Origin of the sequence: Anaerolinea thermophila (assembly GCF_020723905.1) — a bacterium.
GTDB classification, from domain to species: Bacteria; Chloroflexota; Anaerolineae; order Anaerolineales; family Anaerolineaceae; genus Anaerolinea; species Anaerolinea thermophila_A.
The window spans coordinates 248703-267748 of the sequence record NZ_DYHZ01000005.1 but is presented as its reverse complement, the minus strand read 5'-3'; the positions used below and the strand labels follow the sequence as shown (position 1 = coordinate 267748).

At 44.2% G+C, this 19046-nt stretch carries 14 protein-coding genes and 1 pseudogene; 9 read left to right on the top strand and 6 right to left on the bottom strand.

Translation table 11 applies throughout. The features are described from left to right. Window positions 1-7 precede the first annotated feature (7 nt). From LHF31_RS09675 to LHF31_RS09655, 5 genes are all read left to right on the top strand, one after another. Complete coding sequence (locus LHF31_RS09675) at window positions 8-1714, top strand: DAK2 domain-containing protein (protein ID WP_298010582.1); 1707 nt, start codon at window positions 8-10, stop codon at window positions 1712-1714. A 9-nt stretch (window positions 1715-1723) separates the two neighbouring features. Beyond that, window positions 1724-2572, top strand: a complete 849-nt coding sequence (locus LHF31_RS09670; RefSeq protein WP_298010580.1) for a DegV family protein — start codon at window positions 1724-1726, stop codon at window positions 2570-2572. A gap of 19 nt (window positions 2573-2591) precedes the next feature. Continuing rightward, window positions 2592-5036, top strand: coding sequence for an ATP-dependent DNA helicase RecG (recG, locus tag LHF31_RS09665; RefSeq protein ID WP_303774166.1), 2445 nt, complete (start codon window positions 2592-2594; stop codon window positions 5034-5036). Between the two features lie 2 nt (window positions 5037-5038). Beyond that, on the top strand, window positions 5039-5554 hold the full coding sequence (gene coaD / locus LHF31_RS09660) for a pantetheine-phosphate adenylyltransferase (RefSeq protein WP_298002810.1): 516 nt from the start codon (window positions 5039-5041) through the stop codon (window positions 5552-5554). Window positions 5555-5626: 72 nt separating this feature from the next. Beyond that, window positions 5627-6088, top strand: coding sequence for an ATP synthase F0 subunit B (locus LHF31_RS09655; RefSeq protein ID WP_298002812.1), 462 nt, complete (start codon window positions 5627-5629; stop codon window positions 6086-6088). A 59-nt stretch (window positions 6089-6147) separates the two neighbouring features. Here LHF31_RS09655 and lon read toward each other — a convergent pair whose 3' ends face one another. Together lon and LHF31_RS09645 are read right to left on the bottom strand one after the other, a co-directional pair. Continuing rightward, window positions 6148-8628: an endopeptidase La gene (gene lon, locus LHF31_RS09650; protein WP_333657445.1), complete on the bottom strand. Its 2481-nt coding sequence runs from the start codon at window positions 8626-8628 to the stop codon at window positions 6148-6150. 17 nt (window positions 8629-8645) lie between these two features. Then, window positions 8646-10046, bottom strand: a complete 1401-nt coding sequence (locus LHF31_RS09645) for a folylpolyglutamate synthase/dihydrofolate synthase family protein (RefSeq protein ID WP_298002815.1) — start codon at window positions 10044-10046, stop codon at window positions 8646-8648. Window positions 10047-10185: 139 nt separating this feature from the next. On the opposite strand from LHF31_RS09645, the gene LHF31_RS09640 reads away from it, so the two are divergent. Both LHF31_RS09640 and LHF31_RS14670 read left to right on the top strand, forming a co-directional pair. Further along, window positions 10186-10842 (top strand): Crp/Fnr family transcriptional regulator, encoded by a 657-nt coding sequence (locus LHF31_RS09640; RefSeq protein ID WP_298002818.1) that lies wholly within the window; start codon window positions 10186-10188, stop codon window positions 10840-10842. 49 nt (window positions 10843-10891) lie between these two features. Continuing rightward, a complete protein-coding gene (locus tag LHF31_RS14670; RefSeq protein ID WP_363324743.1) occupies window positions 10892-11113 on the top strand; it encodes a DUF1858 domain-containing protein in 222 nt (73 codons plus the stop codon). 16 nt (window positions 11114-11129) lie between these two features. Here LHF31_RS14670 and yqeC read toward each other — a convergent pair whose 3' ends face one another. After that, window positions 11130-12464 (bottom strand): selenium cofactor biosynthesis protein YqeC, encoded by a 1335-nt coding sequence (gene yqeC, locus LHF31_RS09635; RefSeq protein WP_298002820.1) that lies wholly within the window; start codon window positions 12462-12464, stop codon window positions 11130-11132. A gap of 109 nt (window positions 12465-12573) precedes the next feature. Here yqeC and LHF31_RS09630 point away from each other — a divergent pair, with 109 nt between their 5' ends. Next, window positions 12574-13293, top strand: a complete 720-nt coding sequence (locus LHF31_RS09630) for a YceI family protein (protein ID WP_298002822.1) — start codon at window positions 12574-12576, stop codon at window positions 13291-13293. Window positions 13294-13336: 43 nt separating this feature from the next. Here the strand turns inward: LHF31_RS09630 and LHF31_RS09625 are convergent, their stop codons facing one another. Both LHF31_RS09625 and LHF31_RS09620 read right to left on the bottom strand, forming a co-directional pair. After that, window positions 13337-13651 (bottom strand): hypothetical protein, encoded by a 315-nt coding sequence (locus LHF31_RS09625; protein ID WP_298006315.1) that lies wholly within the window; start codon window positions 13649-13651, stop codon window positions 13337-13339. Between the two features lie 281 nt (window positions 13652-13932). Continuing rightward, window positions 13933-14822 (bottom strand): annotated as a pseudogene (locus tag LHF31_RS09620) (aldo/keto reductase). Window positions 14823-14948: 126 nt separating this feature from the next. Between LHF31_RS09620 and LHF31_RS09615 the strand changes: the two are divergent. Further along, complete coding sequence (locus LHF31_RS09615; RefSeq protein ID WP_298006319.1) at window positions 14949-17753, top strand: helicase C-terminal domain-containing protein; 2805 nt, start codon at window positions 14949-14951, stop codon at window positions 17751-17753. On the opposite strand, the gene lysA is transcribed toward LHF31_RS09615, so the two are convergent. Further along, window positions 17750-19045: a diaminopimelate decarboxylase gene (gene lysA, locus LHF31_RS09610; protein ID WP_298006322.1), complete on the bottom strand. Its 1296-nt coding sequence runs from the start codon at window positions 19043-19045 to the stop codon at window positions 17750-17752. The genes LHF31_RS09615 and lysA overlap by 4 nt on opposite strands. Between the last annotated feature and the right edge of the window lies 1 nt (window position 19046).

Below are 19046 nucleotides of genomic sequence, written 5' to 3'. Positions count from 1 at the left end.
GTGTTTTATGTCCATAGATGAATTAAATACGACTCATCCTCATCATAGCGATTCGAATCTTCAGGAAAAGTCCTCAGATAGCCGGATTGATGGGCAAAAGTTGAAGGAATTACTGATCGCAGGGATGACCTGGTTGAAAACTAACCAGCAGGTAGTAAATGCCTTAAATGTGTTTCCTGTGCCTGATGGTGATACTGGTACCAATATGTTGTTGACAATGCAAGCCGCTTACAGTGAGGTAGCAACGTCGGGCGAAACCAATATTGGAAAAATGGCTAAAGCCATTGCTCAAGGCGCTCTGATGGGAGCAAGAGGGAATTCCGGCGTGATCCTTTCTCAAATCTGGCGCGGCTTTGCCCGTGCTCTGGATAACTATGAGACGATGAACGCGGATCTGTTTGTTGCCGCGATGCTTGAGGGGCAGAATACCGCTTATAAAGGGGTGGTGCGCCCAGTCGAAGGCACAATTTTAACCGTGGCGAAAGATGCTGCAGAAGCGGCTCGAAAAGCCAGGGAACGGACCAGCGACTTGAAAGAAATCCTTGAAGCAGTTGTCGAAGCCGCCAACGAATCAGTTAAAAAGACTCCAGAATTGCTCCCAATTCTCAAACAGGCCGGCGTTGTCGACTCAGGGGGGAAAGGTCTGTTTTATATTCTGGAGGGAATGTTGCGTTACATCAACGGGCAACCTTTGGACACCAATTTAAATATAGTACAACCCCTATCCATGATGCAGATTGAACAGACAGTGGAGGAAATTGAGCCCGGGCAAGAAGTTGAGGTGGTCATTGACTTCAGACCTCATCAACCATTAAACCTGGAACGATTTTACGCCGACCTCAGTGAAATGGGAACTTCCATACAGGTTGGTGAGGGCGATGGAATGTACCGCATGCATATTCATGTAAGCCAGGAACGCCAGTATGATCCCATTCAATATATTTCAAAGATTGGCGTATGGAGTAAAATCGCCATGGAAAACCTTCTGGAGCAAATGGGAGGTAGAACCCCCGCTACAGTGGAAGCGCCCCGCTTAGAACTGGCTACCGTTCAACCGGATCAAGTTGCCGTGGTTGCTGTATCCCCCGGCCCAGGAATTTCCCGAGTGTTTGCCAGCCTTGGCGTTTCTGCCATTGTTGAGGGCGGGCAAACTATGAATCCAAGTACAGAACAAATCCTTAATGCGTTTGAAAATTTGCCCACAGATAAGATCATCATTTTACCCAACAACAAAAACATCATTCTGGCTGCCCAAAACGCTGCCAGTGTAACCGTGAAAAAAGTAGAAGTCATCCCCAGCCGAAGTGTCCCCCAGGGATTGGCAGCAATGTTCCGATATAACCCTGAGGGAGACTTAAGTGAACTGGTCGAGGAAATGAAAGAAGCCATCACAGAAGTGCGAACAGGTGAAATTACTACGGCTACCCGTTCTGTCAATCTGAATGGCGTTGACGTGCAGGAAGGGGCTGTGATTGGTTTGCTGGATGGAACCCTTGTAGTCTCCAGCAATACCATTGAAGATGCCTGCTTACAACTTCTTGAGAAGGCTCAGGCTGGTGAATACGATTTGATTACCATGTTTTATGGTGAAAACATCAGTCACACCGAAGCCAATCGAATTGCAGACCTGGTACGGGAGAAATATCCTCAACAGGAGCTGGAACTGAAGGAAGGGGGGCAACCCCACTACCAGTTTATCATCGGAATTGAATAAAACAGAAGAATGGGCAACCTTTGCATTCTCACTGATGCTGCCACTCAATTCACCCACCCTGGATTTCCGGGGTATCAACATGTTTGGATTGTCCCATATGATGTTTCTTTACGGGGATTAGTGTATCCGGAAGGGGAAGGAATTCGATGGAATTATCTTCCCTCATCTACATTGAACGGAATTAAACCCCGCCTCAAAGCACCAGATCCCGAAACCTTTTATGCATTATTTCAAAAACATGCCGCTGAATATTCCCATGTCATTGCTATTTTTTCCTCGTCGGAATTAACCCCAATTTACAAAGCGGCAGAAGAAGCCGCGCAAGCCGCAAAAAACCTGGTGCCTATAACGCTGATCGATTCACAAACCATTTCGGTAGGAGTGGGATTGCTCGTACAAATGGCAGCACAGGAAGCTGCTCATGGGAAAGATCCATTGACTATTGAGCAGAAGATACGGAGAACCATCCCGAAACTTTATACCCTTATTTGTACCGCAGGGCTTTCCTATCTTCACGAAGCCGGTTTTTTGGAGAAACCTCAAGCGATAGCCGGGGAAATGCTCAACATGCTGCCGGTGTTGTCCTTTGAAGAGGGGAAAATCAGTCCAATTGAAAAAGCGAGAAATGTCCGAGGCGCGTTGGATTTCTTTCAGGAATTTCTGGAAGAATTTGAGGAATTAAGACATATTGCGGTTCTTCAGGGCATTTCTCCGTTCAATCACGAAACTCAAATCTTACGGAACTATGTACACGAAATGTTTCCGGATGTTCCATTTAGCGAACACAGTTTGAATCTGCCAACAGCAATTTTATTTGGTCCCCGCACGATAGGAATGGTCATTCTTGAGGGGGATTAAAGTGCGGTAAAATACAGTTATGCAGTCTCCACTGGAAAAATTAAACAAATTTTTAGAACTTGAGCGCGAACAAAACTATGAGAATCGCGCTGTTGTGGGTGGTTTAGATAAGGCTGTCCCATATTGGGAAAGAGAAGCCCGTGCGTATCAGTTACCTGAAGAATTAATTTCTTTCATCGTGGAAAAACTTCAGGAATATCCCCGTTTGCAACCAGAACAACGTAAAGAAATTATTCAACAGATTTTCGCTCAAATTGAAACCTGTGGCGCGTCTAATAAAGCACCTGCTCAACTAGTAGAACATCCTTCCAGACATTCATCCAAAGGCTCACAACAACCTTCGGTGAAGAAAGAAACCCGTGAAGAAGATAATACTCAAATCTCTAAAATTCTTCAGACGCCGCTTGAACGCGTGAGCGGTGTTGGCAAGAAAACAGCCGATGCTCTCGAAAAATTTGGTGTCAGGACGCTTCAAGATTTGTTGTATTTTTTCCCAAGACGGTATGATGATTACAGCCGGCTGAAACCCATCAATAAATTGAAATATGGCGATGAAGTAACTGTATTAGGAGTGATTCAGGCAATTGCATCGCGACCGGTTCGTGATGGAAAAATGCAATTGATTGAAGCCATCATTACAGATGGAACCGGTACTCTCCGTCTTTCCTGGTTCAATAAGTTATGGTATGTCAATCGTTTTCCAAAAGGAACCCAAGTAGCGGTTTCCGGGAAACTGGATATGTATTTGGGAAAACTGGTGATGAAAGATCCGGAAATCGAGGAAATTGATCGGGAGCAATTGCATACCAGTCGAATTGTCCCCGTTTATCCCCTGACCAGCGAGTTGAACCAAAAAACATTGCGCCGGCTGATGTATAAAACCATCATGCAATGGGCACCGAAGGTTCAGGATTTTCTCCCAACTTCAGTGCGCACCTCGCTCAAGTTGCTTGAGCTGGGAATTGCCATTTCACAAACTCATTTTCCGGATAGTCAGGACTCTTTAGACCAGGCCCGTTGGCGCCTGGCTTTTGACGAAATCTTTCTGCTTCAACTGGGTGTTTTACGTCAAAAACTCTCGTGGAAATCTCTCCCAGCAAGGGTATTTGAAGTACCAGACTCCTGGATTGAGCAGAGACTTGCCCTGTTGCCCTACGAATTAACCAATGCCCAAAAAAGAGCCATTCAGGAAATCCGAATAGATCTTGCATCTGGAAAACCCATGGATCGCCTTTTACAGGGAGATGTTGGATCGGGAAAAACGATTGTAGCCGCAATGGCAATTGGCATGGTAACCTACCATGGAGCCCAGGCTGCTGTGATGGCTCCCACCAGTATCCTTGCAGAACAACATTATCGAAATTTAAGCCGCGTGTTGACCCAATCTGGAGATGATTTGCCTGCTATTCTCCAGCCCGAGCAAATCCGGCTCCTCACCAGCGATGTCCGAGGCGCAGAGAGAGAAGATATTTTGAATGGATTGCAAAACGGATCAGTAAAATTATTAATTGGAACCCACGCACTCATTGAAGATCCAGTACAATTTCAAGATTTACAGTTAGTTGTTATTGATGAACAACACAGATTTGGTGTGTCACAACGTGCGGCGCTCAGGAAGAAAGGGAATAATCCTCACCTCCTGGTAATGACAGCCACGCCAATCCCACGTTCACTGGCATTGACGATTTATGGTGACCTTGATTTGACGGTCATGGATGAAATGCCACCCGGACGTCAACCCGTGGAAACACATGTTCTTCATCCACTGGAAAGAGAACGAGCCTATCAACTGATTCGCCATGAGATCAGCAATGGACATCAGGCATATATTATTTATCCAATGGTGGAACAAAACGAAAACGGAGATGGTTTGTCCGTAGTACAGGAATTTTCCCGGTTACAAAAAGAGGTCTTCCCCGATCTAAACATTGGGATGATGCACGGAAGATTAAAACCGGAAGAAAAAGATGAAGTGATGGCTCGATTTAGAGATGGTCAATATCACATCCTGGTTTCCACCTCCGTCATTGAGGTTGGTGTAGATGTCCCGAACGCTACCGTGATGGTTATCGAGGGAGCAAACCGTTTCGGATTAGCACAATTACATCAGTTCAGAGGAAGAGTCGGACGCGGCGCAGCCAAATCGTATTGTTTGCTGATTCCTGAATCTGATGATGCTCTGGAAAATGAACGCCTTTCTGTCATGGTAGAAACAAATGATGGCTTTGTGCTGGCAGAGCGTGACCTGCAGCAACGGGGACCCGGAGAGTTTTTGGGAACACGCCAGGCTGGTTTCACCGAGTTGAAAATGGCGAATTTAACAGATGTGCATATTATTGAAAAAGCGCGTCAACAAGCTCAATTCATCTTTCAAAAAGACCCGGAACTTCAGTTGCCAGAGCATGCTCTACTAGCAAAACGGTTAGAGGAATTCTGGCAGAATGGCAAAGGAGATATCAGTTAATCATGGTACGAGCCTTCTTTCCAGGAACCTTTGACCCCATTCATTATGGGCATATCAATATTGCACTGCGCGCCTCCTGCATCTTCGATGAATTAATTGTGGCAGTGTATGATCGCCCCCTGAAGAACTTACTGTTTAGCCCTGAAGAGCGAATGGAACTGGTACAACAATCCTTCGCCGGACAGGAAAAAATCCGTGTGATCGGGTATCGCGGATTAACTGTGGATGCCTGTCGTGAAAATGGGGCTCAAGTGATTGTCAGAGGCTTGCGGGTTTTTTCTGATTTTGAATATGAGTTTCGCATGGCTCTTGCAAACCATCGCCTTGCACCCGACATTGAAGTGATCGCGCTTATTACCAACGAGGAGCATACATTTCTTTCCTCGACAACAGTGAGGGAAATTGCAGCGTTAGGCGGAGATATTTCCAGTATGGTTCCCCCACATGTGGAAATTGCTCTGAAAACCAAACTCAAACAGACCCCTTCCATGTTATTACCGGTTCCCATACGAGACTAGTTAAGAATTTGCCATATAATATCGGTATAAAAATTGCAACGGAAAGATCGTAAAAGGTCACGGAGGAAATAAATGGATATCCTGCACCTGGTAGATCGACTCGAAGAACTCTTTAATGAAAGCCGACCGTTCCCTTTAACGCATAGCGTACTGGTGAACGAGGATCGGATGCTGGACATTATTGATCAGATGCGTGTCTCTATTCCAGAGGAAATCAAGAAAGCACAGCAAATTCTGGCTCAAAGAGATCGTATTCTGGCACAGGCGCAGGAAGAAGCAAATCGAACCATTGCATTGGCACGAGAGAAAAGTGAGCAGTTAGTTGCGAGAGATTCAATTGTAGCAGAAGCACAAGCCAGAGCGGAACAGATTATTGAACAAGCCCATATCGATGCTGCAGCCATACGGAAAGAAGCCGATGATTACGTTTTAGAGTCTCTGACCCGTCTGGAAGCCGAACTGGAAAGAATTTTGACCCAGGTACGGAATGGGGTCCGAACTTTACAAAGTGAAAGAAGATCCCCAGAAGGATAAAAAAAATGTTTGTGTGCAACACGGGACTGTCTTAGAAAAATAGGACAGTCCCGTGTTTTTTATTCCTCTTCTTCCTCGTTTTTCTCCTCTTTTTTTATCTTCCATCGAGGTGGTGAGGCATTCTCACTGGCAGGATGAAGAGCCACCCGAAAGACCTCGTCAATATGGGTGACAAACACAATTTTTAAGTCTGATAACACTTTTTTAGGGACATCCACAAGGTCTTTCTTGTTTTTCTCAGGGAGAATGACTGTTTTTAATCCTGCCCGATGAGCTGCGAGGATTTTTTCGCGTACTCCCCCAATTGGCAGAACTCTTCCCCGTAATGTAATTTCTCCGGTCATTCCCACATCACGGTAAACCTTTCGTTCTGTCAAAGCCGATGCCAGCGCAGTTGCAATGGTAATCCCCGCACTGGGACCATCTTTAGGAACCGCACCTTCAGGAACGTGGATGTGAATATCCAACCCCTCAAAAATGGAGGGCTCTAAATCAAAGTCAGCACAATGGGCTTTGAGATAAGACAAAGCTGCCTGGGCAGACTCTTGCATGATGTCGCCAACTTGCCCTGTTATCTGAAGATTTCCTTTACCTTCCATGATAAGAACTTCAACGGGCATAATTTCACCACCCGTCTCTGTCCACGCCATGGCTGTAGCAACACCTACTTCGTCCTGTCTTTCTGCCTCAGTAACAAAGAACTGCGGAGGACCCAAAAATTTTTCAACCAGTTGAGGGGTCAATTGTGTTGGATAGCGTTTCTTTTGAGACTTCAACCGGGCTATCTTTCGGCACATTCTCCCGATTTCCCGCTCTAAATTCCGCACCCCCGCTTCATAAGTGTACTCACGAATAATTCTTCGGATAGCGCTATCTCTGAAGACAACCTCTTTATCTTGCAAACCGCTTTCTTCAATCTGGCGAGGAATCAGGAATCTTCTGGCAATCTCCAGTTTTTCCTCTTCAATGTAACCCGGGAACTCAATCACTTCCATGCGATCCAGAAGTGCTGGCGGTATGGAAGCCAAAGAGTTAGCAGTTGTAATGAACATTACTTTAGATAAATCATACGGGATCTCGAGATAATGATCCGAAAAGGCGTGGTTTTGCTCAGGATCCAGTACTTCTAAAAGGGCGGCTGCAGGATCACCACGGAAGTCAGCGCCCAGTTTGTCAATTTCATCCAGCATGAAGAGTGGATTAATGGTCCCTGCCCGGCGCATGGTTTGTAAAATTCTTCCAGGAAGAGCACCAATATATGTTCTGCGGTGTCCACGAATTTCAGCCTCGTCTCTGACTCCTCCGAGTGAAACTCTGACAAAATTTCTACCAAGTGCTTCGGCAATGGAACGTCCCAGGGAAGTTTTACCGGTGCCTGGAGGACCTGAAAAACACAAAATGGGCTGACGAGATCGTTTGGGTTTCAGACTTCGAACGGCAATATATTCCAGAATGCGATCTTTGGCATCTTTCAAGCCGAAATGATATTGATCCAGAACCTTTGCGGCGTGTTCCACATCAAGGTTATCTTCTGTTTCCTGGTACCAGGGTAATTCCAGAATCCATTCAAGATACGTTCGGATGATCCCCACTTCAGGAGCCATTGCAGGCATTTGAGCAAGACGTTCCACTTCTTTTTCAGCAACCTTACGGGCTTCATCGGGTAAACCGGCTTTTTCGATCCGCTCGCGAAGCTCTGCGATATCCCGCATCCAGATATCCCCTTCTCCAAGTTCAGTCTGGATGGCTTTCATTTGCTCGCGAAGATAAAACTCTCGCTGGCTTTTATCAACCTCATTTTGTACCCTGCTTTGAATTTCATCTTCCAGTTGCAGAACATCCAACTCTTGTGCCAGCAACCAGTTAAGCCGTTTCAGTCGCTCTTTTGGATCTGCCAGCAAGAGCAAAGTTTGCCTTTCCTTGAGAGGGAAAGATATTGCGGTGGCAATCATATCTGCCAGCCATCCCGGCTCTGGAATATTGAGGGAGTAAATATGGGCTTCATCCGGGATACTGCGATCAAGTTGTACGCATTTTTCAAACAAGTCTCGCGAAGTGCGCATCAACGCGTCAATTTCCCGATTGACTTCAACTGACTCGTGAATTGGACGAGCCCGAACCCTTAAGTATGGGTCTTCCTGAACAATTTCGACTATTTCAACCCGCCGCCGTCCCTGAATCAGGGCAGAACTTTTGCCATCTGAGAGGGAAAGCAACCGTCCGACAGCAATTTCTACTCCGATAGGGAGAAAATCCTCTAGTGCTGGTTCTTCTGCATCAGGGTCTTGCAGGAACATGGCAATCATCGTCTCGTCATTCGCCTGAGCATCCAAAACGGCAACCAGATTGGGACCAGGTAGAATGAATACAGGCGAAATCATGCGAGGAAAAATTACCATGTCCTGCATGATAAAAGCAGAGCACTCAATCAGTCCCTCATCGTCAGGCTCTGCGTCAGGGATGTTATACAATTCCTCGGTCCGCTGATGTAAATGGTTTGCAAATTCTTCTGCGTCTGAATCAGACCAATTTTCTTTCATAAAAGAGCCTCATTCCATTATGGATGTGAAGTTTGTAATTGGGGTTGCACGTATTGCTGCCAGGCATACCTTACAGCCGCAGCAATGAACAAACTACCGGCCGCAAGAACGACGGCTTCTGAGGTTTCTGCAATTTCCAATGCCGTCAATAGGGCTTTTTCAACCGGAACAATAGCATCTGCACGCATGCCATGTTGACGGATCAATTTTACCAGAGCAGTTGCATCCATGGCTCGGGGGTGAACAGACTGTGTGGCAATCACCCGCTTCACTCTGGGAAGCAGTTCTTCAAGCATGCCTGAAATATCTTTATCTTCTGAAACGCCAAAAATCAGAATTACAGGTTTCCCCGGTAAATAATCGTCGAGGGTTAATCTGAGTTTTAATGCAGAATCCCGGTTATGCGCTGAGTCTACAATCAGCATGGGGTTTTTATTCAAGATTTCAAATCGTGCAGGCCATTTAACGTTGCTGAACCCTTTTTGAATAGAAGAATCTGAAATATAAACTCCTCTTTGCTTTCCAATTTGCAGAGCGCCATACGCTGTAGCCGCATTTTGTACCTGGTGATAACCAAGCAACGGAATACGCAATCGTAAAGGTTCCCAATCCGTATGCCCGCCTGATTCAATAAAGGAATTTACCGATTCTTGTTCATCATCCTTCCATACAAATAAAGTCTGACCTTCAAGATCGTGAGACCACGGCGCAAAATGAAAATCCTGCCCCACTTTAAACAATTCGGACCCCCTTTCGCGGGCAACCTCCTCAAGCACCGCCATCGCTTCAGGGAGTTGCGGTGATGTCACAACAGGTTTTCCTGGTTTGATGATGCCGGCTTTCTCAAATGCAATCTTTGCAAGAGTATCCCCCAGTACATTCATATGATCCATAGAAAGTGAGGTGATGACCGAAACAGTAGGGGTTACCACGTTGGTTGCATCCAATCTGCCACCTAACCCCACTTCAATAACGGCTACCTGACATTCCTGACGGGCGAAGTATAAGAATGCCATTGCAGTGGTAATCTCGAAGGTGGTTAATTGTGGTACCTGATCAACATAGGACTTAATTTCTCCCACAAGTTCTACAAAATCCTTATGGGAAATCTGTTCACCATCTACCTGTATCCTTTCGGTGTAATCTTGTAGATGTGGGCTGGTGTAAAAACCGACCCGATATCCTTCCGCTTGAAGAGCACTGGCGATTAACGCAGATGTGGATCCTTTCCCTTTCGTGCCAGCCACATGATAGATGGCGTATTTTTCTTGCGGATTTCCAAGCAGTTCTAAAAACTTAAAAATACGGTCAAGATTGAATTTTTCCGGCGTGTACCGAAAATTTCTGGTGAGGCTGTAATCGACAAAACTGTATAAATAATCCAGGGCTTCTTGGTATAAAATTTCATACTCGCTCATTTGTTCAATTCACTCCCATTGGCATTGTAATCTTCGGAAATGATTTCTGCAAGATTAGATCTAAACGATACCTTTATGTTAAACTATACGGACTATGGATGCATTTCTCACGCTTAAAAGCAATCCACTCCTTGTGGACATGAATGAGAAAGATCTCACTTTTATATACAAGAAAGCATTTTCTATTAAAGCAGAAGCCGGGAGTTTCTTGTTTTTTCAAGGAGATCCGGCGGAAAATCTGTTCTTTCTTGTTAAGGGACACATTCGGTTATTTTCTCTTACACCTGAAGGCCAACAGGTATTAATGCATGTGGTCACACCCGGTAATTTCTTTGCCATTGTTGCACTTGTTCCTTCTTCTGCATATCCTGTAAGCGCCGAAGTCACTCAGGAAAGTATCTTATTGAAATGGAACAGAGATGCTATAGAAGAAATTCTAAAAATTGTGCCCGCTATTTCCCTCCAAGCCATGCGCCTCATGGCTGAACGGTTACAGGAATATCAGCAAAGATTTAAAGAGATCGCTACTCAAAGGGTAGAACGCCGGCTTGCAAGAATGTTGATTCGACTAGCCGCTCAGAGTGGTGTAAAAACCAGCGAAGGTATTGTGATCAATCTGCCATTAACTCGTCAAGATCTGGCAGAAATGGTTGGGACAACCCTTTACACAGTCAGTCGATTCCTTTCCCAGTGGGAAAGCCGTGGGATAATTTTTAGTAGCAGGGAAAAAATCATTATAAAAAATAGCCACCTCCTCATGTGCATCGCCGAGGATTTACCAGAACATGGAAGTTGATTGATCTACAACAAAGCGCTCTCGGAATATTTTTCAATATAATTGAATTGTGATTGGTTTAGATACAAGAATTTACGATTTACTCCGCCAATATCCCCAAACTACCAGCCTTTTTATTCAGTATCGAATGGCTTGCATTGGCTGCCCTATGGGTATTTTTGACACAATAAAAGACGCAGCTTTGTATCATCATATTCATCCACAAACTTTTTTCGAAAAAGTACAAGCCATTATCCAGCAATGTGATACGACTCCTCATCATTCAATGTAGAGATTCACCTCAACGGTTAGTTATCCAACTTTGATAAGTCTTCTATGGTGTCAATATCAATTAACAATTTCTCATCATCCCAGGGAATTAATTCGACAGGGAATTTCTGAAATAATTGTCTTCCTCCTGTATCTCCAGTGATTCCTTTTAGGGAAGAAAATGTTTCTCGGCTAAAAAGAACAGGATTTGTCCGCTGCCCATTTACAACAGGGGCAATGATTGGCGCCCGAGATATGGAAAAAGCATGCACCAGTTTCTGGAGAATGTTCGGGGTAATAAAGGGTTGATCACCCAGTAAGAAAATTACTGCATCAACGGAATTGGAGAGTGTTTCCATCGCAATTTTAACCGAACTGGATTGTCCAAGCCGCCAAAACCGATTTTCAATTACATTGACATTTAAATCTGAAACGACTTTCGAAACTTCCGGGTACGCTCCTAGAATTATCGAGACGGGTTTTAAGCAACCCTGAAGGGCTACTTTTGTAATTCTGCGAATTAACGGCTCGCCATCCAATTGCAACAATAGTTTTGGAGAACCAAATCGGCGACTTTCACCTGCAGCAAGGATCACACCAGCAACGGGTGAATACACCCGGTGAATTTGCACTGGCTTTGTAAAATCGATGCCATTTAAACTTGCAATGACACATTTCTCATATGCAGTTAAGGACCGAATGGCTATCTCACCACCAAATTCCTGCTGATCGGGTTGATCCGCCTGATTGATAAGCAGGTACCGTCTGGCATTTTGAGGAATATTTTTTTGTCCTCCAAAGGGATGAACTATCACTTGAAAAATGGTTTCTGGAGAGATGGGGTCTCCCAAGGCTGTGTGGGAAAGGTTTGCAAAATCATCCACACGATAAACCCATTCTTCACTCAACTCCTTCCCAAATCCATTTGCACCAATGCATACAATGACCTGTTCTACTTCCTGTGGAATGGGAGGCTCCCACGGAGCAGGTGCTTTAAGTGGTTTTCCCCGACAGCCATCGGCTTCGATCAGTAACGGAATGCCTTTTTCTTTACAGATTTTGATGAGATGAGAAATCATCATTTCGTCTAGCCCTGTATATCTATCCTTTTTATCCGGCATTCCCGTAATTAGCAGAATTCCCTTGAATTCTGAAGTGATTATTCTGTCAATTTCCTGTGAAGTGCTGACCTGAAACACTTTATCGGCATTTTCTCCCTGGGACATTCCTAGATGAGCGGTATTGGATAAAATGACCAAAGGAGAATATTCCTTTGCTAAACGGAACAACAATGAGGTTTTACCTCCGCTCCCTACAATCGCCAGGATCGGGCTTTCGGGAAGATTAAACGTGTTTCTGAGTGAATTTATCATTTCGTCCTCATCAAAATCCTTGATTAATATTCTCTCACACAATAAAAAACACAAATCCAGTAAAATATCTCTTTATAAAGAACCTTATTAGTATACTTTTGGAGTATTTATGAAAAGCAAATTTAGAATTCAGTTTATTTTAGTCTTTCTGATCTTTTCTATCGGCTTTTTATCAGGGTGTGCTGGTGGCGTAAGTGCGTCTCCGACGAAAACCCCTTTGCCCACACCAACATCAACGCCTGTTGTAGAAATGACTGAAGGTATAAAAAATACCGAGGAAATTGTTACCGCCAGGAATTTTATCCTGGACAAACAAAGATCGGTTATTTCCTATTCGGTGGATGAGACTTTCTTAAACCAGAATAATCGTTTGGCAACTGCCGTGGGAAAAACCAGTGCAATCAGTGGAGAGATCCAAATCGATACGCAGAATTTATCTAATGTCACTTTTGGCGAATTTATTGTGGATATCAGCACATTAAAAAGCGACAGCAGCAGAAGAGACGCTGCAATTCAAAATCGCTGGCTGGAATCGGAAAAATTCCCCCTGGCTCGTTTTATGGTGAAGGATGTTAAGGGACTTCCCCAGAATCCGAAGGAAAATGAACTGGTAAATTTTCAACTGGTTGGCGACTTAACCATTCGGGAAGTAACTCGATCAGTAACATGGGATGTCTCAGCCATGTTAAGAGGAAAAGAATTAACGGGCAAAGCCACCACCTTCATTTACATGGCAGATTGGGGAATTGAACCCCCAAATATTGCTGGAGTTTTAATTGTCAAAGATGGTGTTTCTCTTACTTTAGAATTTGTTTTTACTGAACAATAATAAAAGGGAAAGCCGAGGGTTTTTTAAGACCCCCGGCTTTTCTTTAAGGCTTATCTTCTTCAAACAATTCGTAAGGCAGGGCATTAACCAACCATACTGCCATGAGCCGAACATCGTCATTGGGGATTTCCAGATCAGGATTTTGTTCAGCGAAACTTTGATCTAGAACCTCGTAAGTTTCTGATTTGGGCCATTCCACCTGAAATCCGGGCAATTTCGAGCGATCTGTTTCTGGAGGGAGCAGGTTCTTCCATCCACGAGATGTCAACATTTGAAAAACTTTTTCCCGTAAATCGCCATGAAGTTCTGCCCATGCCTGAAGAACCTGGGCGACAAATTCAGGATTTCGTTCAAACAAGGTTTCTCCATGACGGATTTTCAGAGGAAGAGGGGCCAGTGAACTGTCCCGAAATCCTGGAATTTTTACCTGTTTCTTAAAAATTGAGAGAATCGCATTTTTTCTTGCGGCGTTCACCCCCCCAAGGTTTTCGAACACAAATCGAATAACTTTTTCTCGATACTCATCTACCATGAACTCATTAATAGCGTGAAAGGGTAAGTAACGGACGTGTTCTTGTTCTGACATGCAGTCTGCCACCTTTCTTTCAAATATAGAGGCAAAATCATATCATAAAAAGGTTATTCTTGTGTAACCTGATCGCTGATTTCATCCAACAAAGCAACTTCATTTTCAGAAAGCCTCCAATGAATGGCCCCCGCATTTTGTTCTGCCTGCGATCGTGTTTTGGCACCAGGAATTGGCAAAGCGCCTTTGCAAATTACCCAATTCAAGGCAACCTGGCAGGGGTTTTGTAGTGTTGCTCACCAATTTCTTTCAAAAGATTGAGTAGAGGCTGTATTTTGAGCAATACCCTTTTGTTATACCGCGCACCCCGAATTCCGGATGGAGGTGAATCAGGAGTATATTTTCCTGTTAACACCCCCATAGCCAGAGGGCTGTAGGCAATTATTTTTATTCCTAATTCATTGGCTCTTTGTAATAAGCCACTTTTTTCAATTTTACGGTTCAGCAAGTGATATTCAACCTGATTCGAAGCCAGCCTGATTCCATCCCTAATCAAACGATCAAACGCTCTTTGCATTTGATCAAGGTCATAGTTCGAGACACCCACTGCTCTGGTCATCCCTCGCTGAACTGCCTCAATCATACCTTCCATCCACGTTTCAATATTTATGGGCGGTAAAGGCTGATGAATTTGATACAGGTCAACCTGCTCTACTCGCAAACGCTTGAGAGAACCCTTAAGCGCATTGATCAGGGCTTGACGGTTGAGACGCCAGGGAAAAGGCATAAATTTTGTAGCAATGAAAATCTTTTGCTGTGTAGTTTCCAGGAATTGTCCCAAAATATTTTCAGACTCTCCCTGACCATAAACTTCTGCAGTATCAAAAAAAGTAATCCCCGATCGAATGGAAATTTCAAATACTTCTCTCAAATCGGCAAGGGAATATCCCTTTCCATACCCCCAAACCAGACGATCTCCCCATGCCCAGGCGCCAATTCCCATTTGGTGCCCTTCAAAAATATCTTCATAGCCTTGCTGGTACATAATTCCTCCCAGTGGTGACTTGCCATTGCCTCTGATTATAGAGCAAATTAAAAATGAGAGAAAGGATATGCTTCATAAGGTATAATGCCAGACATGAGTATGTATGTAGCCATTGACATTGAGACTACCGGATTGGACCCTGAAAAGGATTGTATTATTGAGATTGGCGCTGTACGTTTTTCGAACCGGCGCGTGGAAGAAGAGTGGTCTACTCTGGTTAAACCAACCAAAACCATACCTGCTTTTATCACCCAATTGACTGGAATTACAAATGATATGGTGCGCAAAGCCCCAACTATCCAGGAAGTTATTGGGGATTTGGCTCAATTTGTTGGCAACAGCCCGGTAGTAGGGCATAACATTCGCTTTGATCTCTCCTTTCTTCAAAAACAACGTATTTTATGGAACAATCACGTTATTGATACGTATGAGCTGGCATCTGTATTGCTTCCAACTGCCAGCCGATACAATTTAGGTGTTCTGGCTCAGTCTTTAGGAATTCTCTTGCCCGCCACCCATCGCGCTTTGGATGATGCACGCGTAACTCATGCATTGTTTATCTCACTGCTGGAAATGGCGGCTGACCTGCCGGTAGAACTTCTCTCTGAAATTGTTCAATTGAGCGAACCGCTGGACTGGGATGCCCATATTGTATTTCGAGATGTTCTAAGTCATAAAATTTCATCAAATGCACTGAAAAGTAAAAGTAAGCGACAGCGCTATCAGCCTTTTGAAATGGCTTCTGAACCCGTATATCCACTAACGGAAACCGTAGACCGCCCCATCCCCCTTAACCCTGATGAAATTGCTGGTTTGCTCGAACATCACGGTCCTTTTGCTCATTACTTTGAGCAATATGAGTATCGGCAACAGCAAGTTGAAATGCTTCGAGAAGTATGTCAGGCTCTTTCTACTCCGTATCACTTGATGGTCGAAGCAGGGACTGGCACCGGGAAATCTTTTGCCTATTTAATCCCAGCCGCAATATTTGCCTATCAAAACAATACCCGGGTAGTTATTTCAACAAATACGATAACCCTACAAGATCAATTAATAAAAAAAGACATTCCCGATTTGCGTAATGCACTCAATCTTGATCTCCGGGCTGTTGTGCTAAAAGGCAGATCTAATTATTTATGTCCTCGAAGACTGGAGGCACTGCGTCAGCGTGGTCCATCCAACGCTGATGAGATGAGAGTTTTAGCCAAAGTGTTAGTTTGGCTATTAAGCAGTCAATCCGGAGACCGAAACGAAATCAATTTGAACGGGCCCGTTGAACGAGAGATTTGGAACCGCATTTCAGCAGAAGATGAAGGCTGTAAAGCGGAGGTTTGTATTGCCAGGACGGGAGGAAATTGTCCTTTCTATCGCGCCAGACAATCAGCACAAAGTGCTCACCTGATCATTGTCAACCATGCACTTTTATTATCCGATATTGCTACCGGGAATCGGCTTTTACCAGATTATCAATATCTGATTGTAGATGAAGCGCATCATTTAGAAGGTGCCACCACAAACGCATTAAGTTTCCGGGTCTCCCAGTCGGATATTTTACGGCTTCTCAAAGAATTAGGAAGCACCTCGACAGGATTACTGGGCAGGTTATTCTCAGAAGTCAGGCAAAGCCTTCGACCTTCGGATTTGGCTGCATTTACTCAATTGTTTGAACGGGCAACAGATATCTCTTTTCGGCTGGAAAATTTTGTTAAAAACTTCTTCCACGCTGTAAATGATTTTTTAGAAGATCAACGGGATGGACATCCCCTTGGAGGATATGGACAGGAAATCCGAATTATTGAAAGTGTACGCACTTTACCATCCTGGACAAGCGTAGAAGTTGAATGGGACAATACACACGAAACATTTACACTCCTGTTAAACCTCTTAAGCGAAATTTATAAGAACTGTTCGGAATTTTGGGAATCGATGAACGAAGGGCTCCAGGATACTGTAGACGCGCTGGCATCTATTTATCGCCGATTAGCAGAAACAGATTTGAACATTCATGCCTGCATTTCCCAACCTCAACAGAATATGATTTATTGGATTGAAATCCAGCCTAATGGGAATTTTATTTCTATCAATGGAGCGCCTTTACATATTGGACCCTTGATGGAGCAATATATCTGGCATGAAAAGTCCAGTGTGATTTTGACCTCGGCTACTCTTACTGCCAATGAAGGTTTTGATTACATACGAAATCGTTTATATGCAGACGAAGCCAATGAATTGCAACTGGGTTCCCCGTTCGACTATGAGAGTTCTGCATTATTGTATATTGTCAATGATATTCCCGAACCTTCGGATGCCAATGGGTACCAGCGTGAACTTGAACGCGTCCTTGTGCGTCTGGCTAAAGCAACCGAGGGACGAATGCTGGTGCTCTTTACTTCCTATCTCCAGTTGAAACGGACCTCTCAAGCGATTACGCCATTATTAGCAGACCATGGAATCCTGGTTTATGAGCAAGGAGAAGGAGCGTCAACTCACACTCTATTAGCCACATTCCGAGAAGCAGAAAAAGCAGTATTGTTGGGAACGCGGGCATTCTGGGAGGGCGTCGATATTCCCGGTGAAGCCTTGTCTGTTCTTGTCATTGCCAAGTTACCTTTTGATGTGCCTTCAGATCCAATCGTCGCGGCACGTGCGGAAACCTTCGAAGACCCTTTTAACGAATACCATTTACCTGAAGCCATTCTCCGATTTCGTCAGGGATTTGGCAGATTGATACGTACGCAATCGGATCGGGGAATTGTGGCTGTTTTGGATAAAAGGATTCTGACTAAAAGATATGGAAGGGCATTTATTGAAAGTTTACCCACCTGCACTTTGAAAATAGGAAGTGCTGAAGATCTGCCGTCCATTGCTAAACGATGGTTGAACCTCTAACACCACCAACTGTCCCATAAATTTTCTCGTTTTTGAAGTACAGTTACCTCTCCGTTTTCAATCCATAGAACGGCAGGACGGGGAACCAGATTATAGTTGGATGCCATACTGAGATGATACGCGCCGGCAACAGGAATAATCAAATGATTGCCCGCTTGAACTTCCGGCAAATCAATTTCTTCTAAAAGAGTATCCCCAGATTCACAGTACCTTCCCACTACCTTATACCGGGTTACGGGTTTTCCTAAAGGATTTTCTGCTAACAGGGCTTCATATTTTGCCTGATATAGGGAAGGACGAATATTATCTCCCATCCCCCCATCAATGGCAAGCAATTTCTCTCCATTGGGAAGTGACTTTATACCTCCCACCCGGTATACAGCAATTCCTGCGCGCGCAACAATCCATCTGCCTGGTTCTAAAAATAAGTGTGGGATAAAAGAGGTGTCTTGATATTCTTCCTGAATAGTCTTAGAAATTTCCTTTATCCAGTGCTCAATCCCGGTGTCGAGATCAATTTCTTCAAGATGATATGGAACACCCCACCCACCCCCGGGACAAACTTCAACTGGCAGCCACTGGCTTTTCTTAGCTACCGCAAGCATCTTGTGAATTGCTTCTGAATAGGTGTGCGGATCAAATATCTGAGACCCGATATGGGTATGAATGCCTCTTAATTGAAATTTCGGATTGGAAAGAAGTTCACGAATAGCATTTTCTGCCTGCCCATCGCTGATAGTAAATCCAAATTTGCTTAAGGCATGACCGGTCTGGCGATACGGGTGTGTATTAACGTCAATTTCCGGATTAATTCTGATCCAGACTGGTACGGAATAATTCCTGGTCGACAAATGGGTAAGTCTGTTTAAATCATCAAAATTATCCAGCACAATTGCATGAATATTGGATTGAATCGCACCATCAAGTTCTGAATCGGTTTTGTTATTCCCGTGGAGATGAATTTTATGGGGTGAGATTCCCGCTTTTAAAGCGAATAGAAGTTCATTTTCCGAGACAATATCAACTCCTATTCCCATTTTTGCAATATGCTGAGCAAACGGGTAAGAGAAATAGGCTTTTGCTGCGTAGGTTATAGTACTATCTCCAGGATAATATCTACTCAAACAATTCCTTAAAATCTGGATGTTTCTTTGAACAGTCACGGCATCATATATATACAAAGGTGTGCCATACTTTTCTGCAAGTTCCTTTATTGTAAAGCGGGAGATGATGAAATCTCCGTTCTCAGAAACGGATGCACTATCAGGTAAAAGAGAATATATATTTTTCATT